The organism is Serratia sp. L9 (genome assembly GCF_050632285.1).
Classification (GTDB): domain Bacteria; phylum Pseudomonadota; class Gammaproteobacteria; order Enterobacterales; family Enterobacteriaceae; genus Chania.
This window is the reverse complement of record NZ_CP192591.1, coordinates 1,909,751-1,932,285: the sequence shown is the minus strand read 5'-3', so window position 1 is coordinate 1,932,285 and position 22,535 is coordinate 1,909,751. Positions and strand designations below refer to the sequence as shown.

Sequence of the window (22,535 nt, the reverse complement as noted above, 5' to 3'; positions counted from 1 at the left end):
GCATCTGCCGCGCTCCGTTTTTTATTCCTTAATCCGCCTGCCATCTCTCAGCAGGATGCCATAGCTGATGACGATCCTAATGGCTGAGTTGCAACACGCCTCGTGCCGCATCCAGCATCGCTTTCTGACCACTGCGGGTCTTGCTCAGACATCCGTGCATCCCTACCACCATCGGGATCCCCATCGTTTTAGCAAGGATGGCGGTATGTGACAGCGCGTGGCCACCACTGAGGCAAATGCCGAGCACCATGCGCCGATCGAGCATTACCACTTCGGAAGGCATCAGTTCATCCATCACCAGAATAGAAGGTTCATTCAGCACGATAGCCGGGATAGGTTGCTGCTGCAGATGGCTTAACGTGCGGCGCAGTATGTCACGCACATCCAGTTCCCGCGCCCGCAGATACTCATCATCCAGCGCCCGGTAATCAGCGGCGATCTGTTCCAGTTCCTGCTGCCACGCCTGTTCGGCACTGCACTGCCGTTGAGCTATCCGGGTATAGGCAGCCTGTTGCAGGTCGGGATCGTCAAGCAATATGCTGTGTGCGCCAAAAATCGCGGCCTGTGGTTTGCCGATCAGGGTGCCGGTGCGCTCCGCCAGCTTGTTAAGATCACTCAACGTATGCTGCAATGCGATACGCAGACGTTGCTGTTCGTTCAGTACATCATCGGCCCCCACATGACGCGCCAAAGTCTGTGGCCAAAAGCTTCGGGCTTGAAATACCGGCCCGCTGCTGATGCTCTCTTCTACCGGGATGCCATGCAACGAAGGCTGCTGCTCGGAGACGGTTTCACCAAAATTCTGCTCTGCCAAGGCTTTGAAAGCTGCCAACGCCTCGTCGGCCTGAATGCCATCGGCGATCAGACGGATAGTGTCACCCTGGCGGACCTGCAACATGGCCAACTGATTCAGGCTACGCGGATTGGCGCACTGCCCGTGTTTTTCCAGCACCAGTTCGGCATCAAAGGAGGATAACACCTCTGTCAGACGTGCTGCCGGACGGGCATGTAACCCAAGTGGATTCCGCACCTTCCAGCTCAGGCTTTTTCCCTGATTCAATGGCAGGTTTAATGACTCACGGGTGGGGATTGCCTCGCCAAGCTGCGTTTGCTTACTCTGTAAAGCCTCCTGTGCCTCTGCCAGCACTTGTTCCAGGCTGCCGCCAGAGTTAGCGGCCACCACTGCGGCCAGCGTGCCCTCCACCAGAGGTGCGGAGCACAGGGTGACACGCGCAGCCAGCTCCGGATCCAGCAGTTCAAGTGCGGTTTCCGCGCTCAATAACGCGCTGCCCAAATCCATTAGCACCACGATCCCCGTCCCGTCAGAGACCGATTCGATCGCCGCCATCACCTTGATCGCGTCGGTACCCATCGGATTTTCGTCATCGTCGATGCCCGCCGCCAGAGCCAGTTTGCAACCGTCACCCCGCATCATCTGACGCGCCAGTTCTTCAACTCCCTGCGCCAATCGCACACTGTGTGATACCACCACGATATTAATCATCCAGCTTCCTCCGCCACGGCCGCCAAGGTTTTCATCATCAGCATTACGGAAGTTGCACCGGGATCCTGATGCCCAATACTGCGCTCCCCCAGATAACTGGCTCGCCCTTTACGGGCCTGCAGAACAATGGTGGCCTGCGCAGCCTGCTCCGCCCTTGCGCCAGCCAGTTGCAGCGCCTGCCTCATGCCAAGGCGTTGCTGACACGACTGTTCCAGGCTGTCGACCACCGGCCCCCAGACGTCACAGAGGGTTTTATCCCCCAGATCCGCCTTGCCGCGCATCATTACGCCTTGCGCCCCCTCCTGGATCATCTGTTTTAGCTCTGCCAGATCCAGGCTCTGTTTAGCATCGGCCACCTGGGCTGCACGAATGAAGAAAGTGCCAAACAACGGGCCACTGGCCCCGCCTACGCTGGAAAGCAGCGTCATACCGGTGTTCTTGAGAATACACCCAATGTCTTTATCCGCCACCGAAGGGAGCTTTTCCACCACCTTGTTAAAACCCCGATTCATGTTCAGACCATGGTCACCATCACCGATTTCCGTGTCCAGTTGGGTCAGAAAATCACGCTCGTCGGCGAAAACCCCGCCACAACGCATCAACCACTCAACAATCTGCTGTTTGCTTAATGTCATGCCCCCTCCTCAGCCCCAACGCAGCGCCGGGGTTTTCACTGGCGCATCCCACAGAGACAACAGCTCGTCATCTACCTGCAGCAAGGTGATAGAAACGCCCGGCATATCCAGCGAAGTACAATACGATCCCACCAGATTACGTTCGATGATCATTCCAGCCTCGGCGCAACGCTCAGCCAGACGATGATAAACCCCATACAATTCAGAAAGCGGCGTTGATCCCAGGTTATTGACCAGCGCAATCACCCGATCACCCCTTGTCAGGGCGCGTTTGCTCTGACTCTCCTCGCGCCATGCTCCTTTTAAGCGATCCCACACGCGGATCGTGCGTTGATAATTGCCGTGATCGATTAACGTATGGAACATGTCATCCACCGCATTATTCAGGGTGGTAAATGGGCGCCGCTCGATCCCCGGTTCGCCGTGAATGCCAACGCCGAATTCCATTTCGTTATCCGCCAGCACAAATGAAGGCCTCCCGGCAGCCGGGACGGTACAGGCGCCAAGAGCAATCCCCAGCGAATGCCCCTGATTGTTGATCTTGTGGCCCAGCATCTCCAGGGCATCCAGACTGTCGCCCCTTACCGCAGCAGCACCGAGCAGTTTCTCCATCAGTACCGTGTTGGCCACGCCACGCCGCCCAGCGGTGTACAGGCTATCTTTGACCGCCACATCGTCATCTACCGTCACGGTCGCGACAGGCATACCGCTGTCATGAAGCAATTCCGTCGCCGTCTCAAAATTCAGCATGTCGCCGGTGTAGTTCTTGATGATCAGCAATACGCCGGAGCCGCCATCAATAACCTGGGCACATTCATACATTTTATCTGGGGTTGGCGAAGTAAAAATCTCACCGGGGCAGGCACCGTCGAGCATCCCTTCACCAACAAAACCGCAGTGCATGGGCTCATGGTCGCTGCCACCGCCGGACAGGATCGCCACTTTGCCCTGGATAGGCCCAACGGCCCGGGTCACAAACACCGGCTCCTGGTGCACCAACAGTTCTGGGTGGGCTTCACCCAGGCCAAGCAATTGCTCGTTAAGTACCGATTCAACCTTATTGATAAGCTTTTTCACGGTCCACTCCTCTGTTGGGAACATTGGGCGCGGCTTCGCGCCCAATGATTTATGCCCGTTGCAACCAGGCGCTGCCCAGTTTGTCTGCCGTCAGGATCGCCGCCATTACGCTGTCAGGCGTGACGCTGAAGGGCATATTATGAATGGTTTCACCTTTGGCACAGCTCGCCTCGGCCACTTGGCGGATTTTTTGTTTCAGATCGCCGGTGACCCCCATTTCTGCCAGGGTGATCGGCAATCCAACCTGCTGGCAGAAAGCCATCACCGTCTCAATCTGCGCCATTGAACTGTTTTGCAGCACCAACTGCGACAACGTGCCAAATGCCACCTTCTCGCCGTGATACAGTGAGTGACACTCTTCCAACACGGTAAAACCGTTGTGAATGGCATGCGCAGCCGCCAGGCCACTGCTTTCAAAACCAAGACCGCTCAGATAGGTGTTGGCCTCAATAATACGCTCCACCGCCTCGGTCACCACGCCAGATTCAGCCGCCAGCTTGGCTTTGACTCCCTCGGTCAGCAGCGTTTCATAGCACAGGCGTGCCAAGCTGAGCGCCGCCAATGTCGATTTCCCCCTGCCATGCTGGTGGCTTGGGCATCGAAGCAGGCCTGCGCCTCAAAATAGGTGGAGAGTGCATCCCCCATGCCCGCGACCAGCAGGCGCACCGGGGCTTTGGCGATAATGGCACTGTCCATCACCACCATGTTCGGATTGGCGGGGTAGATCAGATACTCTTCAAATTCACCGTTTTCACTGTAGATCACTGACAATGCGCTGGTAGGTGCATCCGTTGAGGCAATGGTCGGTATCAGCACCACCGGGGCATGCTGGTAATAAGCGACAGCCTTGGCGGTATCCAGAGTTTTACCGCCACCAATACCCATCACCCCTTTGCAACCGTGGGCCTGTAACTCCTGGCCGAGGCGTTTGATTTCCTTATGGCAACATTCGCCATTAAAGGTACAGGCGTGATACTCCACGCCCTGTTGTTGCAAGCTGCCCATCACAGTATCGCCCGCCAGTTTCATGACGAAATCGTCGGCGATCACAAAGTAATTATCGGCAAGTGATTTGGCATATTCGCCAACAGACGCTAAGGCATTTACACCTTGAATATATTTGCTGGGGGACTGAATGATTCTCAACATAACTGACTCCTTGCAGGAAAGTTAACGATGGTAGCGTTCAGAACTCAGGTGAAAATACGTGCTATGCAATGCCAACACGTTGTTATGTTGTTGACTATTCGACCTGCTTATAGGTAAACGGGCAAGCGAAAAAACGTTACATAATGGAACATAGCATCAGGTATTACGCTCTATTATGTAACACTGCTGATGTATTAATAACCCGTAAAGCGAACTGGCGCACACCCTAACGTATAACTGCGTAAAGAGTAGATTCTATGGGGTATTTCAGCTTTAATTTTGACCATATTTCCCCTATTCTTACCGCCACTACTGGGTAAGGGCGAATACAGCCTAAATGTTGGGATATATATCGATGAAACGGACAAAAAACATCAACAAAGACACCTTCCGCAAATCCTGGGGCAACTACCGTGTTGCGCCCGTGGCTTTGGCATTCAGCGCAGTCTTTATGCTGGCCGGCTGCGAACAGGCGGATGAAACGGTTTCTTTGTATCAGAATGCAGACGATTGCTCACGCGCTAACCCGTCAATGAGTGAGCAATGCACCACCGCGTACAACAACGCGATGAAAGAAGCAGAAAAAACCGCACCTAAGTACGCCACCCGTGAAGATTGCGTTGCCGAATTCGGTGAAGCGCAATGTACACAAGCACCCGCACAGGCTGGCATGGCGGCAGAATCACAAAGCAGCGGTAGCATGTGGATGCCTCTGATGGCGGGCTATATGATGGGCCGCATGATGGGCGGAGGGGGCTACGCACAGCAGCCACTGTTCACCTCCAAAAACGGTGCCAGCCCGGCAAACGGCAAGTTCGTTGACGCCTCCGGTAAAAGCTACGGCCCAGCCACCGCTGGCGGGCGCAGCATGACGGTACCTAAAACCGCAATGGCACCAAAACCGGCAGTGACCAATACCGTGACCCGTGGTGGTTTCGGTGAAAGCGTTGCCAAACAGACCAGCATGCAGCGCAGCAACGCAACCTCCAGCTCACGCAGCATGGGCGGTTAAGGCATGAAACGCGTTGCGATTACCGAGCGCCCGGATTGGCGCGAAAAAGCCACTGAATTCGGTTTCCAATTCCACACCATGTACGGCGAGCCGTACTGGTGTGAGGATGCCTATTATCAGTTCACGCTAGCCCAGATCGAAGAGATCGAAGAAGCGACCAGCGAACTGCATCAAATGTGCCTGCAAGTGGTGGAGAAGGTGGTCAACAGCGATCAACTGATGGCCAAATTCTGTATCCCAAAACACACTTGGGAGTTCGTTCGCAACTCTTGGCGCACCAATCAACCTTCACTGTATTCGCGTCTGGATCTGGCTTATGACGGCATCAACCCACCCAAGCTGTTGGAAAACAACGCGGATACGCCAACCTCGCTGTATGAGGCCGCCTTCTTCCAATGGCTGTGGCTGGAAGATCAGATCAGCGCTGGCAAGCTGGACCCCGAGTCCGATCAGTACAACAGCTTGCAGGAAAAACTAATCGAACGTTTCGCCGAGCTGCAAGCCAATCACGGCTTTGGTCTGCTGCATCTGGCCTGCTGCCAGGACAGCGAAGAAGATCGTGGTACGGTGCAATATCTGCAAGATTGCGCGCTAGAAGCTGGGGTGCCGACCGAATTCCTGTTTATGGAAGAGATCGGTCTGGGTGAGAAAGGTCAATTTACCGACCTGCAAAATCAGGTTATCGGTAATCTGTTCAAGCTCTACCCGTGGGAGTTTATGCTGCGCGAGATGTTTTCCACCAAACTGGAAGACGCAGGTGTGCGCTGGCTGGAACCGGCCTGGAAGAGCATTATCTCCAACAAGGCCTTGCTGCCGCTGCTGTGGGAGATGTTCCCTGACCACCCGAACCTGCTGCCAGCCTATTTTGCACAAGACGATCATCCGCAGATGGATCACTACGTCACCAAGCCACTGTTCTCGCGCGAAGGTGCCAATATCCAGATCGTGCAAAACGGCCAGGAAGTGGCACGTGTTGAAGGCCCGTACGGCGAAGAAGGCATGATTGTGCAGCAATTCCATCAGTTACCCCAGTTTGAAGGCAGTTATACCTTGATCGGTAGCTGGCTGGTCAACGATCAGCCTTGTGGCATCGGCCTGCGAGAAGATCGCGAGTTGATCACCCAGGATCTGTCACGTTTCTACCCGCATATCATCCTTGGCTAATGGTTAGCTCCAAGCGTTAAAAGGCGCGAATTTTTCGCGCTTTTTTTATATCTCACCGCTGGTGATTAATCGATTAACCTTTTATACTCGGTATGTCTGTTCTCCTCGGGCGGAGCAACCAGATATGAAGCTGACTTCCATTATCCCACCGCAGGTAAACCTGGCGAATGGGAGCTTTACCGCACCTGATGTACAACACAAATCTACCCTGCTTGGCAGCCTGGCGGGGATCTTTGCCGATCACCTCGCGTGGCAAGCAATGCCAGCGGAGTCTGCCGTTTATCACGTTGAAATGCTGCCTTCGTGCGCGCAGGAAGGGGAGCTGTTTGTCGGCACCACGCATCTGCAACCGGGTAAGGTGGGTGACGAATTCTTTATGACTCGTGGGCACTTCCACCAGCGCCGCGAACAGGCCGAATTCTACTTTGGGCTGCGCGGCAACGGCTTGCTGCTGTTGCAACATCAGGAGGGTGATTGCACCCTCGAACAGGTGTTTGCCGGCAGTGTGCACCATATCCCCTCTTTTACCGCCCATCGACTGATCAATACCAGCGATGAGGTACTCTCGGCGCTGGCAGTCTGGCCAACGGTGGCCGGGCATGATTACAGCGCATTGCAACCGCTGGGTTTCAAACTACGGGTATTTGCCGACGGTACCGGTTGGAAAGCGGAGGCCCAATATGAGTGACTCCATGCTGCAATTTGGGCTTGATGTGCGCGTAAACCGCGAGCCCATGGGTTTTGGCTATGGTGACGAAGTGATTGGGCCGGTGCCAGAAATCCGCACTTTGGATCAAATCCGCCCCTCGCTGCGCGATCCAGAGTGCTCCGGCCCGGAACAGGTTTACGCCATTGTGATGGATGTGGCCAAACAGCAGCACTTGGCTGAGCTAAAGAAACGCATGCTGCTGTTTGGCATTGTGACCTATGCTCAAGGCCAACTCGGCCGTGAACCGATACGCAGCCAAGGGCATGTGCATCGTATAAGCCAGCACAGCGGCTGGTCACCCCCGGAGCTTTATGAAGTCTGGCAGGGCAAGGCGATCATTTATATGCAGGAACGGGTCGAGCACGATCCAGGCCGCTGTTTTGCCGTCCATGCCGGGCCGGGAGAAAAAGTGCTGGTCCCACCAGGCTGGGCCCATGCCACCATTTCTGCCGATCCCCATCAACCGCTGACCTTTGCCGCCTGGTGCGATCGAGAATACGGATTTGAGTACCAAGCGGTGCGTGAATACAAAGGGTTGGCGTGGTATCCGCTGTTACAGGGCAATGAGATTGTCTGGCAGCAAAACCCCAATTATCAATCGGGCAGGTTGCACGCCATCGGGCCACGCCACTACGGTGAATTTGGCTTGAGCGATCGGCCGCTATATTCGCAGTTTGAATCAGACCCTGCTCGCGTCCAGTTTATTTCCAAACCGGGCAGCGTGGCGGATAAATGGGAAAGGTTTGAACCCTGAAAGAAAATGGGCGCAACGTTAAGCTGCGCCCGATTGAATTAAACGGGGATCAGGAGAACAATCCACAGGCCACACCGGCTGCGGCCAGCAGCAACAGGCCAAGCATTGCTTTCACCGGTGAAAGCCCACGTTTCGCCATCAGATACCAGGTAGCCAGCACCACGATCAATGGCATCAGATTTGGGAAAATACCATCCAGCATCTGTTGCAGGTGAATGTTCACTCCGTCTTTAGTGATAAACTCCAAGCCGGTCCCTAGCTTAACGTAGCTGGCGGCTACGCCCCATCACAAACACCCCGAGCAGGGAAAGCGCTTCTCGCAAGCGGGAAGATTTGCTGCTCACCAGCATCTCCACCGAGCCTGATCCCATGTTGTAGCCCTTCATAAACAGCCAGTATGAGCCAGGGATCACGATCAGGCTGAAGGCGATAATATAAAACAGCGGCCCGATCACACTCCCCCAGCGGCCAGCGCCATCCCGATACTCAACAGGATGGGGATCAACATGCCCGGCAACATGGAATCACCGATACCGGCCACCGGCCCCATCAGGCCCACCTTTAAGGTGTTGATGGTTTCACCGTCGATCGGCTCACCGTTGGCGCGTTTCTCTTCCAGCCCAATCACCATGCCGTTGACGATCGCGCCCAATTGAGGCTCGGTATTGTAAAACGAGGTGTGGCGACGGATCGCTTCAATCCGTTGTTGCTTATCCTGATACAGCTTCTTCAGCGCAGGCATCATACTCAGGCAGAAACCATAAGACTCCAGACGCTCAAAGCTCATTGATGACAGGTTATACATCATCCAGGCGCGCCAGCAGCGGCGCAGATCCTGCTTGTTTAATTTTGGTGTTGGCGTATCCATCAGAATTCATCCTCATCATCAGCCTGGGGTGCAGTATGCGCACTTACCACCTGCGGTTCCGGCTTGTAGTTGTAGTGAATCAGGGCCAGCAGCGCGCCGACGATCACCAGCGCCACCATATTCAGCTTGAGGAAAACAATGCAGATAAACCCCACCAGGAAGTAAATCAGCATGCTGTAGTTTTTAATGATCTGTTTGAGAAGAATGGCAATACCCACCGCTGGCAGAATGCCGCCAACCACGTTCATGGTGGTCAGAACCAGGGCCGGCAGGCTGTCCATAAAGGCATTGATATAGCGAGCACCGAAGAATACGGCGATAAAGGTTGGCACAAAACGCAGCAGGAAGTTGGTCACCTGCGGCCAGATGGCGCTATTAAGGTAGATCCCCCGTTCATCTCCCTGCTCCACCGCCACGTCGGCACGGTGGTTCCAATAGGAATTGAGCACCATCATGGCGTTGAACAGCACGGTGCCCATGATGCCGATAGTCGCCGCCAGCGCTACCGCCACCTCCGGTCCCTTACCGGAAAGGATCCCCAGCGCAATCGCCGGAAAGGCGACAAAATTGAGGTCGGCCGGCATCGATCCGCCCGGTGTTACCATAGCGATATACACCGCCTGGACCGCAACACCGATGATGATACCGGTCTGTACATCGCCGAGGATAGCCCCCACCAGCATACCGGAAACCAACGGGCGGCTGAGAATATACCAGCCTCCGGTCAGCCCCAGCAGCCAAGGGCTGCTCAGCGCGCCGAGATAGCAGAATATCCCGATGAGCGTCGCTTCAAACCACATAGTTAACTCCTGTCAGTCAGACCTGTTTGAGTTTCTTTTTGCATCCAGCCAACTGAAGTGGCTGGCGTCTGGTACCAAACGAAATTCGATCGCGTGCCCACGCTCACTGAGAAAGTCAAAAGCAGCTGTTTCTTCGTGGTTCACCGATTGATTGGGCCCAATGGTCAAGGTCTCAGCCCGTGCAGACATTGGCCCGACGTTGATCTTTTGATTGCGGTTTTTTAAATCGATCCCGGCCTCCAGCAACCGGCGCAGCGTGACTGGCGATTTGCCGATCACGAAGTATTGCTTGTCACTGGCGATCACCTTAGGCAACTTTTCTATCGCCTGAGCCACGGTGAACAACCACACTTTGGTGTCCTGCACCGCTCCTTTCATCACTGAGGACAAGAGCGGATCCGCCGCTACCTCATCGTCGATCGCCACAATGCCGTCGCAGGGTAACTCTTTGGCCCAGCGGGTAACCAACTGACCGTGGATCACCCGATCGTCAATACGTACAAATGAAATCGTCATTGGTTTCTCCTTAGAAATCGTCCTGTTGCGCCGTTGATGCCGGTTGGGCAACGACAATAGTCTCACCGGTTTGCGCCACCAGTTCCTGTGCGGCCCGTTCCACATCTGTGCCTTCCAACAAGTCGGCACTCATCAGCAGCATGGGGAAGTTCACGCCGGTAACTACCGCCATCGGAATAGCGTTATCCGGATCAAAAGCATGGCGGCAAGCCACGTTATAGGGCGTACCACACAGCAAATCGCATAGCACCAACACGCCATCAGCTCCGCCGCTCACCCGTTGCAGCTCGTGGGCAAAATCCTGTTTGAAGGCTTCAATACCGCCGGTTTCACTCAGACTGACGTGGCTGGTATGCGGCAACTCGCCGTAAACCATGCGGGCGCTCGCCATCAGCGCCTCCGCCATCGGCCCATGCGAGATCACAATCACTTTCAACATCACTTATCCCCTTACCCAGGCTTTGATGGTGCCGAGGGTTTTGCCCTGGCTGCAGCCATAAGGGCTGATCCGGTAAGTCCCTACCGCCGCCGGAACGATAAAGGTTTCGGCGTAATGCACGATAAACGGCGCAAAATGCCCCTCGGGGCTTTCGACTATCGCCTCTTCCCCTTCGACCAGATTCAGTACGTTTACCCGCCCTTCGGTATCATGCAGCACTGGCTCGCTGAACCAATGACGCCGGGTTTCGATAAATTCACGTTCATGCAGACCGGTACGCTCTTCCCGCCAGCCCTGGCCTTCTGCCACCGGTTCGATGCAGTTAACCAGGTGTTGTTGCACCCAGGCAGTGTCTCGTTGCCAGTCGATCACCTGTTCCCCGTGTTCCAGATGCACCGGACGCGGCAAACCATCCAGCCCCAGGCGGCCCCAATCCCACAGTTTGAAGGTGAAGATGTAAGGCGTGGCGCTGATTTCGAGCACCATTGCGCCGTCGCCAGAACAGTGCACTGTCCCCGCCGGGATCAGGAAGTGATCGTGTTTATGCGCCGGGAACTGGTTTACAAACCGCTGATCATCAAAAGCTTTTTCACCTCGCTGGGCTGCAGCCAGATCGGCCATCATCATCTGCGGATCGGTGCCGGTTTTCACCCCCAGGTAAACCTTGGCCTCCGGCTCAGCCGCCAGAATGTAGTAACTTTCATCCTGGGTGTAATGCATACCGAAATGCTGCTGGATATATTCCGTAATCGGATGAACCTGGAAACTGAGATTTTGCCCGCCGACGGTATCCAGGAAATCAAAGCGGATCGGGAATTCAGCACCGAAGCGGGCGTGCACCCGTTCGCCCAGCAGCGGGCGTGGGTACAGCAGCACCAAATCCTGTGAGGGGATCTCGACCCGGACGTCACCAAACCGCATTAGCAGGCTGTTTTCCTCGGGCACGCAGTCAAAACACCATGCATAGTTGGCTGCCGCCGGGTCGAGATCGAACCGTTGTTTCATCCACTGGCCACCCCACACGCCGGGATCGAAGAAAGGCACTACGCGGAATGGTTGTTGGGTCGCCTGCTGTAAACCCGCATGGAACGCCTCACCAGACACCAGCCTGGGCGCACCGGCTTGATTGGTATCCAGTACAAAATCGGCATGCCGCAACAGAGGAGTTTTGTGGCGATCGAAAACCCGCCATTCCACAAAGAACGCACGCTTATAGCGGCGCAGCACATCTTCATCGGCATTGGCGACGCCCCAGTTACCCAACTCGCCACGGCGGAAACGCTGCTGGATCTCCCAACGCGCCAGATCGGCATAGACCCGCACATCGCCCTCGGCAATTAATGCCGCTCCCGGGCCGTATACCACCACTAACCCACTTTCGACGGCGGCAATGTTCGCCTGCAGTTGTTTTATTTGCTCGGCATCAAAGAACTCGGGCATTTCATGGCAGGACAACACGCCAAAAACCCGGTCGTCCGTCAGGTTGCGTTCAATCATCGCGTGGATATGGCTTTCATCAAATTTGGCCTGCTCGGCATTCAGCGCCCGCACGGGCTGCAAAGGCTCAACCAGCTGCGACGTCAACTCCGCCAGACTCACGCCGTGGTAGCAATCCACCACCAGCACGGTTTTAGCCAATCCCTGCGCAGCGATATGGCTGCTGAGTGCCTGCACCACGGCTGGCCAACCTTGCCAGGCGGCGCGGTCGAAGCCCTGCACCACCAATTCCGGGTATTTGTCGTAATTTGCTTTGCACTGTTGCTCGGACATGATCTTCCGCCTATAGACTGAAAACATAACTAAAGATTAATCGATTAACCTACACTTAAACAGGTTGGTTAACGGGATTAACCTCAAACAACGACAATTAAGCAGGCTGAAACCCAGATTATTGTGAGTTGATTCACAATTTATTTTGGCCACTTTTGAATTAAAGGTTAATCGTTATACCTTAGAAGCAGACTCAGACCTTACAACAGGATATGAAATGAGCACTATCACGCTGGCCGATGTCGCCGCACAGGCGAAAGTATCTACCGCCACGGTATCTATGGTACTGCGTAACCGTGGCCGCATCTCGGATGAAACCCGCAAACGCGTGCTGAGCGCCATCGATGAGTTAGGCTATGTCTATAACCAGACGGCGGCGAACCTGCGCAATCGCAGCAGCAACCAGGTCGGTCTGCTGTTACATGACATCACCAATCCCTTTTATGCGGAAATGACTGCCGGGCTGAGCCAGGAAATGGAGCGCCACCAGTTGATGCTGTTTTTAGCCAACAGCGAAGAATCAGCCCCCAGGCAGCAGAAATTTGTCGATTCGCTCTTACAGAACAATTCCAGCGGGATGGTGTTGTGCGCCGCACGCCAAACGCCGCCGCTGTTCTTTGAAACACTCAAACGCCGCAAGATCCCGGCGATTATGGTGGTTCGCCCGGTGGCGGATGCCCATTTTGATTTTGTCGGTACCGATAACTTTCTAGGCACCCAGCTTGCCACTCAACACCTGTTGGACCTGGGCCACCGGCATATCGCTTTTATTGGTGGTTCAGTCAGTTCCACCGCCCGCGCTCAACGCCTTGGTGGCTATACCAGCAAGCTGCTGGAGAAAGGAATTCAGGTTAACGGGGAATGGATAGTCTGCAGCGAGGCAAGCCAAAGCTCTGGGGCCAAGGTCGCTGAACAGCTGTTTACCGAGCACCCGGAGATCACGGCGGCTTTATGCTATCAGGACATTGTTGCACTCGGTGTAATGCAGACACTGCGTAAGCTCAACCGCCAGATTGGTCGCGAGTTTGCGCTGATTGGATTTGACGATATTACCGAGGCCTCGCTGGTGCAACCGGGGCTGACCACGGTTTCGGTCGCCTCACGCGAGATTGGCCGCAAGGCCGGGGAATTGTTGTACAGCCGCATTCAAGGCAACGATGAACCACCAAAGCGTATCATCCTGCCCCCCTCACTGGTGATCCGTGAATCCTGCGGTTACGAGCTGTAAATAACAAGGGGGCCGCAGCCCCCTGAAATCAACCTACCTGAACCGAAAGCATACTCAGTGCCCCCATTTCGATGCCATCGATCGGGATCGAAATCGCCTCTTTTCCATCCCATCCACCCAGTACATACAACAAAGGCAGATAATGTTCCGGTGTCGGGTTCGATAATGCGGCCCCTTCATGTTGCATAAAGTTCACCAGTGGATGCTGCTGCCCCTGATAATTCAGGTTGTCACGCACGTACTGGTTGAACGACTCCGCCCAAGGATAAGGGCTGGTGTCACCCTGCCATTTCACCATACGCAGGTTATGCACCACGTTACCGCTGGCTACGAGCATAATCCCTTTATCACGCAGCGCTGCCAGCTTGCGGCCAAGTTGATAATGGTATTCCGCTGGCTGAGTGCCATCGATACTGAGTTGCACGACTGGGATATCGGCATCCGGATACATCTTGATCAATACCCCCCAACTGCCATGATCCAGGCCCCATTCGCTGGTATCGGCGATCACCTGGATCGGCGCCAGCAGGCTTTGCAGCTCTGCCGCCAATGCGGGCGAACCCGGTGCCGGGTACTGGGTATCAAACAGCGCCTGCGGGAACCCGCCAAAATCGTGGATGGTTTTCGGATGCTCCATCGCCGTCACTGCGGTACCCCGAGTGTACCAGTGGGCAGACACGGCAACGATCGCCCTGGGCCGAGGTAATTGCTCACCCAGCGCACGCCATGCCTGGGTATAACGGTTTTCTTCCAGCACGTTCATCGGGCTACCGTGGCCAAGAAAAAGTGCAGGCATACGAGAGGTGGTCATAAATTATCCTTGGTTAGCAAGTCATCATTCTGTGGATCAGAATACGCGCTTTACTCTGCCAAGGCAGCCGGATAACCCTGATGATGATCTTCAAGAAATTTGAACGGCTGAATCGATTGAAACAATCAGCCAAATCCACTCGATTTATACCTTTACTCTGTTAGTATCAAAAAATAAGTGATTTTCATGCGCATATATAAAGGAGAATGCATGTCAGTACCGCTGATCCTGACGTTATTAGCCGGTGGCGCCACCTTTGTCGGCGCGTTGTTCGGCATTATCGGCCAGAAGCCTTCTAACCGCCTGCTGGCGTTTGCCCTCGGTTTTGCCGCAGGGATTATGCTATTGATTTCACTGATGGAAATGCTGCCAGCCGCGCTACATACCGTCGGCATGTCGCCAATGCTGGGTTACGGTATGTTCATGATCGGTCTGTTAGGCTACTTTGCCCTGGACCGCATGTTGCCGCACCAGCACCCGCAGGATCTGGTGCAAAAACCCATCAAGCCCCATAACCTGAAACGCACCGCCGTCTTGTTGACACTCGGCATCAGCCTGCACAATTTCCCGGAAGGGATCGCCACCTTTGTTACTGCCAGTGCCGATCTGGAACTGGGGATGGGTATTGCGTTAGCTGTCGCTATTCACAATATTCCGGAAGGGCTGGCGGTAGCCGGGCCGGTTTATGCCGCCACAGGCTCCAAAACCAAAGCGTTGCTGTGGTCTGGCATCTCAGGGTTGGCAGAAATCCTCGGCGGCGTGTTGGCCTTCTTGTTGCTGGGCCCGATGATTTCACCGGTGGTGATGGCATCGATTATGGCTGCTGTAGCCGGGATTATGGTTGCACTTTCGGTGGATGAGTTAATGCCATTGGCCAAAGAGATCGACCCGCACAATAACCCAAGCTATGGCGTGCTCTGCGGTATGGCCGTGATGGGGTTCAGCCTGACGTTACTGCAAAGCGGTGGCATCGGCTAAATAATCACAAGGTGTAAAAAAGCCGCTTTATAAGCGGCTTTTTCATATCTATCAGCCAATTAGCTGGCCTTCTTTTCCTGCGACTGGCGATAAGCCACCAGATCTTCGATGGTCAATACCACCATGTCATGCTGTTTGGCGAAAGTGATCACTTCCGGCGCATGCGCCATACTGCCATCGTCGTTGGTCAGTTCACACAATACGCCAGCAGGTTTGAAACCGGCCATAGAAACCAGATCGATAGTCGCTTCGGTGTGACCGCGGCGGTTTAATACGCCACCCGGCTGAGCACGCAACGGGAAGACATGGCCTGGGCGGTTCAGATCGCTCGGCTTGGCACTGTCTGCAATGGCAGCGCGGATGGTGGTCAGGCGATCGCCAGCCGATACGCCGGTCGTCACGCCCTGTGCCGCTTCGATAGTTACGGTAAAGGCTGTCTGGAACTGGCTGGAGTTGTGGGTGACCATCATCGGCAGCTCAAGCTGCTGGCGGCGGTCCTCGGTGATGCACAGGCATACAATGCCGCTACCGTGGCGGATGGTCAGCGCCATCTGTTCAACGGTCATGGTTTCTGCGGCGAAGATCATGTCACCTTCGTTTTCACGGTTTTCATCATCAAGCACCATCACACCGCGCCCATTGCGCAATGCATCAAGAGCGCGTTCAACGCGTTCTACCGGCGTGCCGAAATCTGAAAGTAGAGTCTGATTCATGGTAAAAAACCTCATTAAAATTATGGATTACCAGAACCAGGGCTAACTTGAGGAGTGACTATAACAATAGCCAAAAAAATAACGCAAGCGGGGCATAAGCCCGACAGGTGTCGTTACTCTCTCCCATCCGGACTATAACCGTCGGCCCCGGAATTACACCGGATCTGCTGACCTCTAACCTCTCCAGAGAGGGGTTGAGCGCTCGCGGGCTTTCACCGTAAAAGGTGATTTACCGCCGGTGGGGACTTGCACCCCGCCCTGAGAATAAGCACATCGACTATAACCCCATCGCTTTTGTGTTTCAAGCGACCTTGTCGCGTAATGAGGGTTCACGCCACAAACACCGGTAATAGTTTATCCGGCGAGCAACTCGCATTACACTAGGCGCCAGCCACCAAATATCAGAAAGGTAAACGCCATGATTGACCCGAAAAAATTGAACAGATCGCACGCCAGGTACAAGAATCCATGCCTAAAGGCGTGCGGGAATTCGGGGAAGACGTTGAGAAGAAAATCCGTCAGGTGCTGCAGGCGCAACTGACCCGTTTGGATCTGGTTAACCGCGAAGAATTCGATGTGCAGACTCAGGTGCTGTTACGCACCCGTGAAAAGCTGGCATTGCTGGAACAGCGTCTAACCGAGCTGGAAGGCAAGTTGCATACGACCCCGGTAGCCAAATCGGAAGACGAATAAGTTTGCCGCAATGGGCGTGGCAACGCGCCCTTACTGTTGTTTGACTACGGGCTCCGATTTACGTGGCAGCACCAGCCAGATCAGCGCCAGCATTGCCAACGCATACAGACTTTTCCAGCCAATAATAACCAGCAGCAATAAACACAGCGCCGAACCGATGATCGCCATCAACCGCGAACGCCCCAGCAGTATCCGGCACCCCGCCAGCATACACATCAGATAAATCAGTACAAAAATGCCATTGGCATAGACCAGCAGCGTATCGAGCGGTAGCTTCAGTGTATAGATCAGCAAGGTGAAGATCAGGCAACTGCCTACCACTGCACTCAAAGCATTGACCGGCACCTGCCCGGCGGAGAGTCTGGCCAACGCACTCGCTGGCTTTCCCTGCGCCTGTGACCAAACCAGCCGGGCAAAGCTCTGGGTGTAGATATTAACGCTGGCAAAACAGGCCAGATAACCGATGATGCAGGCAACCCACAGCGCATGTTCGCCAAACAGCTGCACCACAATCCCCGGCAGGGAAGCAGCAGCGGCCTGATGCTCGCTATAAGCATGGAAGTGCAGCACTGCAACGGTGCAGCCCCAATAGACCGCGCCAGCCACCAGCAACCCCAGCATCAGCGCACGCGGGAAATCCCGCTCAGGATTGCGAAATTCGGTGGCCAGATGAGCAAAAGCCTCCAGCCCGACAAAACACCAGAACATTACCGCCAAGGCGTGGAACATATTCGGAGGAGAAATATCGTGGACCGCAGGCCAAGGGATCTGAGCCGGAGTGATCCCCCACGCCACCAGATCGCCACCACCAAAGCCACCACCAGAAGGGCGATAAGGGTCTGGATGTTGGCGCTGGACCCGGCACTGCGCGTGCCAAGCAGCCAAATCACCATCAAAGTGGCGATCTGCACCACCAGCAATCCGTTGGCATCCCAGCCGAAGGCGGCTTGCCAGAAACCGGCAGCGATTTGTAAGGCGGCGGGTAGCCCAACGGGGATCACCGAAAGAAACAGCCAGGCGGTAACTCTTGCCATACGTGGCCCGAAGGCCAGGCCAACAAAGTGCGCAGCCCCACCGGCGCTGGGGAAATGACGCCCTAAGGCCGCAAAAGCAATGGCGATGGGGAAAACCAGTACAATCAGTATCGGCCAGGCCCAGAGGCTGTCGCTTCCTGCAACCAGTGCGGCCAAAGCCGGAACGGCAAACACCCCGGTACCCAACAGTGAGGTGGACAATAACCCAACGCCCTGCGCCAAACTCAGCTCCTGCCGAAGTCCACTCACCGAAACCATCCTATTCTTGTATTTTTTAGCTGGCGTTAACTGCGCCCGTCTTTGATAACTTTAATGATGTTGCTTGTCGACAGCCCATCTTCAAAGTTCAGCACCCGCACATCACCGCCGTTGGCCCAGACTTCGGCACTGCCAGCGATCTCATGCGGTTGATAGTCACCGCCTTTCACTAACAGATCCGGCAGGATATCGGCAATCAGGCGCTGTGGCGTATCTTCTTCAAACGGCACCACCCAATCGACAGCTTCCAGAGCACCCAGCACGATCATACGGTTTTCCAACGGGTTGATCGGGCGGGTTTCCCCTTTCAGGCGCTTGGTGGAAGCATCACTGTTCACCGCGACAATCAGGCGATCGCCCAATTTGCGGGCATTAGCCAGGTAGGAGACATGGCCCGCATGCAGAATATCGAAGATGCCGTTGGTCATCACTACTTTCTCGCCGCGCTGGCGCGCCTGCGCCACGGCCTTTTTCAATGCGGCTTCCGTCATCACGCCAAAACCGGTTTCTGCACGGCCACGAATAGCGTTTTCCAGCTCGATTGGCGATACGGTTGACGTCCCCAGCTTGCCTACGACCACACCTGCGGCGGCATTAGCCAGGAAGCAGGACTCTTCCAGTGTATTACCAGCGGCCAAAGCGGCAGCCAGCACGCCAATAACCGTATCACCAGCACCGGTTACGTCGAATACTTCCTGTGCCTGGGTGGGCAAATGCAACGGCGCGCGGCCCAGTTGCAACAGTGTCATTCCGTGTTCAGAACGGGTGATCAGCAATGCAGAAAGCGCATAATCAGCTACCACTTTCATCCCACGCTCTACCAACTCTTCTTCATTCCTGCAGTGGCCAACTACCGCTTCAAATTCAGACAGGTTTGGCGTTAACAGCGTTGCACCGCGATAGCGTTCAAAATCCGTGCCTTTCGGGTCGATCAGTACTGGGACCTTGGCCGCACGGGCCAGGGCGATCATACCTTGCACTTTGCTCAACGCACCTTTGGCGTAATCCGACAGCACCAGCGCACCAATCTGTGGCAGCGCCTGCTGGATCCGCTCCATAATCGGCTGCGGATCAACATTGGAGAAGCCTTCTTCGAAGTCGAGACGGATCAGTTGCTGGTTGCGTGAAAGCACGCGTAGTTTGGTGATGGTTGGGTGCGTTGGCACCGAGACAAAATCACAGCGAACATTGACTTCATTGAGCTTGGCGCTCAACGCACGCGCCGCATCGTCGATACCCGTCAACCCCACCAGACGCGAATTGGCCCCGAGTGAAGCGATATTCATCGCGACGTTAGCCGCACCACCGGGACGCTCTTCGATGGTCTCAACCTTGACCACCGGCACCGGAGCTTCCGGTGAAATACGGCTGGTCGGCCCATACCAATAGCGATCCAACATGACGTCACCAACCACCAACACACCGGCGCGGCGAAAATCAGGCAGTGTAACTTTCATCCGATAACTCCAAACAAGTCATAAAAATAAATTCGGCAGATATTAGCATAGAAGCCCGCAATACCCGTAAAAACTGCACATCCACGCGGCTTAACCCAGCCATTTTTTCCAGCTGGCACGCACCTGCTCACGCTCAACGGCAAACAGCTCACTGCTGACTTTGCCTGAATGTTCTTGCAGTGCCAGATGATGGATTTCATCACGCATGGTGACATAAGCCTTGGTCAACGCACGCGCCTCTTCGTCTGGCATAATATCGTAATTAGCCATCAGTTCGAAGATACGCACATTATCCGACCAACGCGTCAGACGCGGTTCACTCCCGGCGTAACCTAAGACCAGGTATTGGGCGATAAATTCGATGTCGGTGATGCCACCTTCGTCAGCTTTGATATCAAACAGATCACGCTGCTTGTTGCCCAGGTGATTGCGCATTTTTTCGCGCATCTCGCGCACTTCCTGTTGCAACTTTTCTGCCTCCCGCGGTTTGCACAAGATTTCGCGGCGGATCACATCAAACTTCTGATGTAATTCCGGATCGCCATACACGATACGCGCCCGTACAAGAGCCTGATGTTCCCAGGTCCAGGCCTCGTTATGCTGGTAATCGGCAAAGGCCTCGACGGTGCTGACCAACATCCCGGCAGCACCGGAAGGGCGCAGGCGGGCGTCTACTTCGTAGAGAATGCCGGAAGAGGTCCGGGTGCTGAACAAATGCATCACCCGCTGCGCTAAACGGAGGTAGAATTGGCGGCCATCAATGCAACGCTCGCCATCGGTCATCACCTCTGGTGGGCAATCCAGCAGAAACACCAGATCGAGATCCGAACTGTAACCCAGTTCCCACCCCCAAGTTTGCCATAGCCAATCACGGCAAAACCGCGCCCTTCCCGCTCATGCAGATGGGTTGGCTGGCCATAGCGCGCCACCATGTCTTTCCAGGCCTGTTGCACTACCGCGTCAATAATCGCCTCTGCCAGATAGGTTAAGTGATCGCTCACTTTCATCACCGGCAGTGCTTCGGCGATATCTGCGGCCGCAATACGCAGGTGCTGAGCCTGCTTGAACTGCCTCAACGCTTCCAGTTGCTGCTCTTCATCATCTTCCGGCACCCGCAGGCGGTATTGACGCAGTTCGCTGCGATAGGCTTCTGGTGCCACGGGTTGGTAAAGCGTTGCCGTATCCAACAATTCATCGAGCAACAGCGGATAACGCGCCAATTGGCTGGTGACCATTGGTGATGCGGCGCAAAGACGGATCAGGTGGCTGAGAGCAGCATGATATTCCACCAGAAGCTCGAGGTAGGTAGTGCGGCTGACGATGCTCAACAGTAATTGGGTAAGGCGAACCAGTGCCGTGGCCGCATCATTGCGCGGACACACTTCAGCCAATAGCCGTGGCATCAGTTGATCCAGCACATCCCGGCCACGCGGGCCAATGGTGCGTTTGTCTACATCGCGGCGGAATTCGGCAATAGTGCGCAACATCTGCCGCCGCGCTTCCTCGTCCAGGTGTGGTGCCAAAGGAGCCAGTTCGTTCTCTTCCAGCGCATCCTGCCACAGGCTGTGGAAATGTTGATAGTTGGGATCTTCGCCTACATCGGGGCTATCGTCGCCGATCAGATCATCAAATACCGCCCTGACCTGCCGCATATATTCTTCCAATTCCGCCATTAGCGACGGCCAGTCCGGCTGATCCATGCCCCAAGCTAAGCGCGCCTGATCCAACTCGTCCTGTGGCAATGTTTGCGTCTGCTGGTCGGCAATCGCCTGCAGCAGATTCTCCAGTCGGCGCAGGAACAGATAACTCTTGCTCAACTCGGCGACCTGTTGCGATGTCAGCAACCCCAGCTCCCCGACTGCCTGCAGCGTTGGCAACAGTGAACGCCCTTGCAGGCTCGGCTCCCGCCCACCACGGATCAGTTGGAATACCTGGGTAATAAATTCAATTTCCCGGATGCCACCGGCACCCAGCTTGATATTGTCTTTCAGCCCGCGCCGCCGCACCTCACGGGCAATCATGCCTTTCATATTACGCAGTGACTGGATCACGCTGAAGTCGATATAGCGGCGGAAGACAAAAGGCCGCAGCATTTTGCGCAACTCCTGGCTGTAAGGATCTTCAGAATCCCCCATCAGGCGCGCCTTCACCATCGCATAGCGCTCCCAATCACGGCCCTGCTCCTGGTAATAATCCTCCAGCGCGGCAAAGCTCATGACCAATGGGCCGCTATCGCCAAAAGGCCGCAGGCGCATGTCTACGCGGTAGACAAAGCCGTCGATGGTTTGTTGATCCAACGCTTTAATCAGACGTTGCCCCAACCGGGTAAAGAACTGGGCGTTATCCAGTTCACGCCGCCCGCCTTGGGTATGGCCATTTTCCGGATAGGCGAAGATCAGATCGATATCAGAAGAGAAGTTGAGTTCGCCGCCCCCAAGCTTGCCCATCCCCAGGATCAGCAAAGGTTGCGGCACGCCAATGGCATTACAGGGCGTGCCCCATTCACGGCAACAGGTTTGGTATAGCCAGTCCCGGGCGCTGACGATCAGTATTTCCGCCAATGCGCTCAATTGTTGCAACGTTTCCGCCGTGGTACAGAGTTGCAGAGCCTGGGCCCAGGCAATCCGCACCAGGCTTTCGCGGCGGAACAGGCGCAGCTCCCGCATCAACTGCGTTTCATCATGCACTTCTTCAAGTGAGTCCTGTAACCAGGCGGCATAATGCTGCCACTCATCGGCTACCGGCGGCTGCTCGCGTAACCTGAGCAACCATTCAGGGTGAGCAAACAGCATGTCACCGACGAAATCACTCGAGGCCAAAACGCTTTGCTCTGCAGCGCTGAGCGTCATCCCGGTACCCTGAGTTTCCTGAAAACGCTGCACGATATTCTGTGCCTGAAGCTGTAACGCAGCAGAGAGTGGCAACATAGTTGAATGACCCGTTCTGTGGCCTGCAGCCCGGCAGGC

General features: G+C 55.2%; 17 protein-coding genes, 4 pseudogenes and 1 riboswitch. Of the genes and pseudogenes, 7 read left to right on the top strand and 14 right to left on the bottom strand.

Annotation, left to right across the window (positions count from 1 at the left end; genetic code table 11):
* Positions 1-76 precede the first annotated feature (76 nt).
* From dhaM to ACQ86O_RS09200, 4 genes and pseudogenes are all read right to left on the bottom strand, one after another.
* On the bottom strand, positions 77-1,504 hold the full coding sequence (gene dhaM / locus ACQ86O_RS09215) for a dihydroxyacetone kinase phosphoryl donor subunit DhaM (RefSeq protein WP_431224978.1): 1,428 nt from the start codon (positions 1,502-1,504) through the stop codon (positions 77-79).
* Positions 1,501-2,139, bottom strand: a complete 639-nt coding sequence (gene dhaL, locus ACQ86O_RS09210) for a dihydroxyacetone kinase subunit DhaL (protein WP_431224977.1) — start codon at positions 2,137-2,139, stop codon at positions 1,501-1,503. The genes dhaM and dhaL overlap by 4 nt, the downstream gene beginning before the upstream one ends.
* A gap of 9 nt (positions 2,140-2,148) precedes the next feature.
* Complete coding sequence (gene dhaK, locus ACQ86O_RS09205) at positions 2,149-3,216, bottom strand: dihydroxyacetone kinase subunit DhaK (RefSeq protein WP_431224976.1); 1,068 nt, start codon at positions 3,214-3,216, stop codon at positions 2,149-2,151.
* A gap of 49 nt (positions 3,217-3,265) precedes the next feature.
* A pseudogene (locus ACQ86O_RS09200) lies at positions 3,266-4,365 on the bottom strand (glycerol dehydrogenase).
* Between the two features lie 355 nt (positions 4,366-4,720).
* On the opposite strand from ACQ86O_RS09200, the gene ACQ86O_RS09195 reads away from it, so the two are divergent.
* The 4 genes from ACQ86O_RS09195 (at position 4,721) to ACQ86O_RS09180 (ending at position 8,004) form a co-directional block, all read left to right on the top strand.
* The gene (locus ACQ86O_RS09195; RefSeq protein WP_431224975.1) at positions 4,721-5,377 is read left to right on the top strand and encodes a DUF1190 family protein; all 657 of its coding nucleotides are present in this window, start codon (positions 4,721-4,723) and stop codon (positions 5,375-5,377) included.
* A gap of 3 nt (positions 5,378-5,380) precedes the next feature.
* On the top strand, positions 5,381-6,541 hold the full coding sequence (locus tag ACQ86O_RS09190) for a glutathionylspermidine synthase family protein (RefSeq protein WP_431224974.1): 1,161 nt from the start codon (positions 5,381-5,383) through the stop codon (positions 6,539-6,541).
* A gap of 124 nt (positions 6,542-6,665) precedes the next feature.
* The gene (locus tag ACQ86O_RS09185) at positions 6,666-7,229 is read left to right on the top strand and encodes a glucose-6-phosphate isomerase family protein (RefSeq protein ID WP_431224973.1); all 564 of its coding nucleotides are present in this window, start codon (positions 6,666-6,668) and stop codon (positions 7,227-7,229) included.
* Positions 7,222-8,004, top strand: a complete 783-nt coding sequence (locus tag ACQ86O_RS09180) for a glucose-6-phosphate isomerase family protein (RefSeq protein ID WP_431224972.1) — start codon at positions 7,222-7,224, stop codon at positions 8,002-8,004. The genes ACQ86O_RS09185 and ACQ86O_RS09180 overlap by 8 nt, the downstream gene beginning before the upstream one ends.
* A 49-nt stretch (positions 8,005-8,053) precedes the next feature.
* Here the strand turns inward: ACQ86O_RS09180 and ACQ86O_RS09175 are convergent.
* The 5 genes and pseudogenes from ACQ86O_RS09175 to ACQ86O_RS09155 all read right to left on the bottom strand — a co-directional run bounded on the left by ACQ86O_RS09175 (position 8,054) and on the right by ACQ86O_RS09155 (position 12,397).
* Positions 8,054-8,872: pseudogene (locus ACQ86O_RS09175) on the bottom strand (PTS system mannose/fructose/sorbose family transporter subunit IID).
* A complete protein-coding gene (locus ACQ86O_RS09170; RefSeq protein WP_431224971.1) occupies positions 8,872-9,672 on the bottom strand; it encodes a PTS mannose/fructose/sorbose/N-acetylgalactosamine transporter subunit IIC in 801 nt (266 codons plus the stop codon). The pseudogene ACQ86O_RS09175 and the gene ACQ86O_RS09170 overlap by 1 nt, the downstream one beginning before the upstream one ends.
* Before the next feature lie 12 nt (positions 9,673-9,684).
* Positions 9,685-10,188, bottom strand: coding sequence for a PTS system mannose/fructose/N-acetylgalactosamine-transporter subunit IIB (locus ACQ86O_RS09165; protein ID WP_431224970.1), 504 nt, complete (start codon positions 10,186-10,188; stop codon positions 9,685-9,687).
* Positions 10,189-10,198: 10 nt separating this feature from the next.
* Positions 10,199-10,627: a PTS sugar transporter subunit IIA gene (locus ACQ86O_RS09160; RefSeq protein WP_431224969.1), complete on the bottom strand. Its 429-nt coding sequence runs from the start codon at positions 10,625-10,627 to the stop codon at positions 10,199-10,201.
* Positions 10,628-10,630: 3 nt separating this feature from the next.
* Positions 10,631-12,397 (bottom strand): class I mannose-6-phosphate isomerase, encoded by a 1,767-nt coding sequence (locus ACQ86O_RS09155; RefSeq protein WP_431224968.1) that lies wholly within the window; start codon positions 12,395-12,397, stop codon positions 10,631-10,633.
* 217 nt (positions 12,398-12,614) lie between these two features.
* On the opposite strand from ACQ86O_RS09155, the gene ACQ86O_RS09150 reads away from it, so the two are divergent.
* On the top strand, positions 12,615-13,625 hold the full coding sequence (locus ACQ86O_RS09150; RefSeq protein WP_431224967.1) for a LacI family DNA-binding transcriptional regulator: 1,011 nt from the start codon (positions 12,615-12,617) through the stop codon (positions 13,623-13,625).
* Between the two features lie 28 nt (positions 13,626-13,653).
* On the opposite strand, the gene ygiD is transcribed toward ACQ86O_RS09150, so the two are convergent.
* Complete coding sequence (gene ygiD, locus ACQ86O_RS09145; RefSeq protein WP_431224966.1) at positions 13,654-14,436, bottom strand: 4,5-DOPA dioxygenase extradiol; 783 nt, start codon at positions 14,434-14,436, stop codon at positions 13,654-13,656.
* 210 nt (positions 14,437-14,646) lie between these two features.
* Here ygiD and zupT point away from each other — a divergent pair, with 210 nt between their 5' ends.
* Positions 14,647-15,414, top strand: a complete 768-nt coding sequence (gene zupT / locus ACQ86O_RS09140; protein ID WP_431224965.1) for a zinc transporter ZupT — start codon at positions 14,647-14,649, stop codon at positions 15,412-15,414.
* Between the two features lie 59 nt (positions 15,415-15,473).
* Here zupT and ribB read toward each other — a convergent pair whose 3' ends face one another.
* The gene (gene ribB / locus ACQ86O_RS09135; RefSeq protein ID WP_431224964.1) at positions 15,474-16,127 is read right to left on the bottom strand and encodes a 3,4-dihydroxy-2-butanone-4-phosphate synthase; all 654 of its coding nucleotides are present in this window, start codon (positions 16,125-16,127) and stop codon (positions 15,474-15,476) included.
* A gap of 111 nt (positions 16,128-16,238) precedes the next feature.
* Positions 16,239-16,397: riboswitch (FMN riboswitch) on the bottom strand.
* Between the two features lie 165 nt (positions 16,398-16,562).
* On the opposite strand from ribB, the gene ubiK reads away from it, so the two are divergent.
* Entirely contained in the window at positions 16,563-16,820 is a 258-nt protein-coding gene (gene ubiK, locus ACQ86O_RS09130) for a ubiquinone biosynthesis accessory factor UbiK (protein WP_431225688.1), read from the top strand.
* Between the two features lie 30 nt (positions 16,821-16,850).
* Here ubiK and yjeH read toward each other — a convergent pair.
* The 3 genes and pseudogenes from yjeH to glnE form a co-directional block, all read right to left on the bottom strand.
* Positions 16,851-18,103: pseudogene (yjeH, locus tag ACQ86O_RS09125) on the bottom strand (L-methionine/branched-chain amino acid transporter).
* A gap of 35 nt (positions 18,104-18,138) precedes the next feature.
* The gene (gene hldE, locus ACQ86O_RS09120; protein ID WP_431224963.1) at positions 18,139-19,569 is read right to left on the bottom strand and encodes a bifunctional D-glycero-beta-D-manno-heptose-7-phosphate kinase/D-glycero-beta-D-manno-heptose 1-phosphate adenylyltransferase HldE; all 1,431 of its coding nucleotides are present in this window, start codon (positions 19,567-19,569) and stop codon (positions 18,139-18,141) included.
* Positions 19,570-19,659: 90 nt separating this feature from the next.
* A pseudogene (gene glnE / locus ACQ86O_RS09115) lies at positions 19,660-22,496 on the bottom strand (bifunctional [glutamate--ammonia ligase]-adenylyl-L-tyrosine phosphorylase/[glutamate--ammonia-ligase] adenylyltransferase).
* Positions 22,497-22,535: the final 39 nt, after the last annotated feature.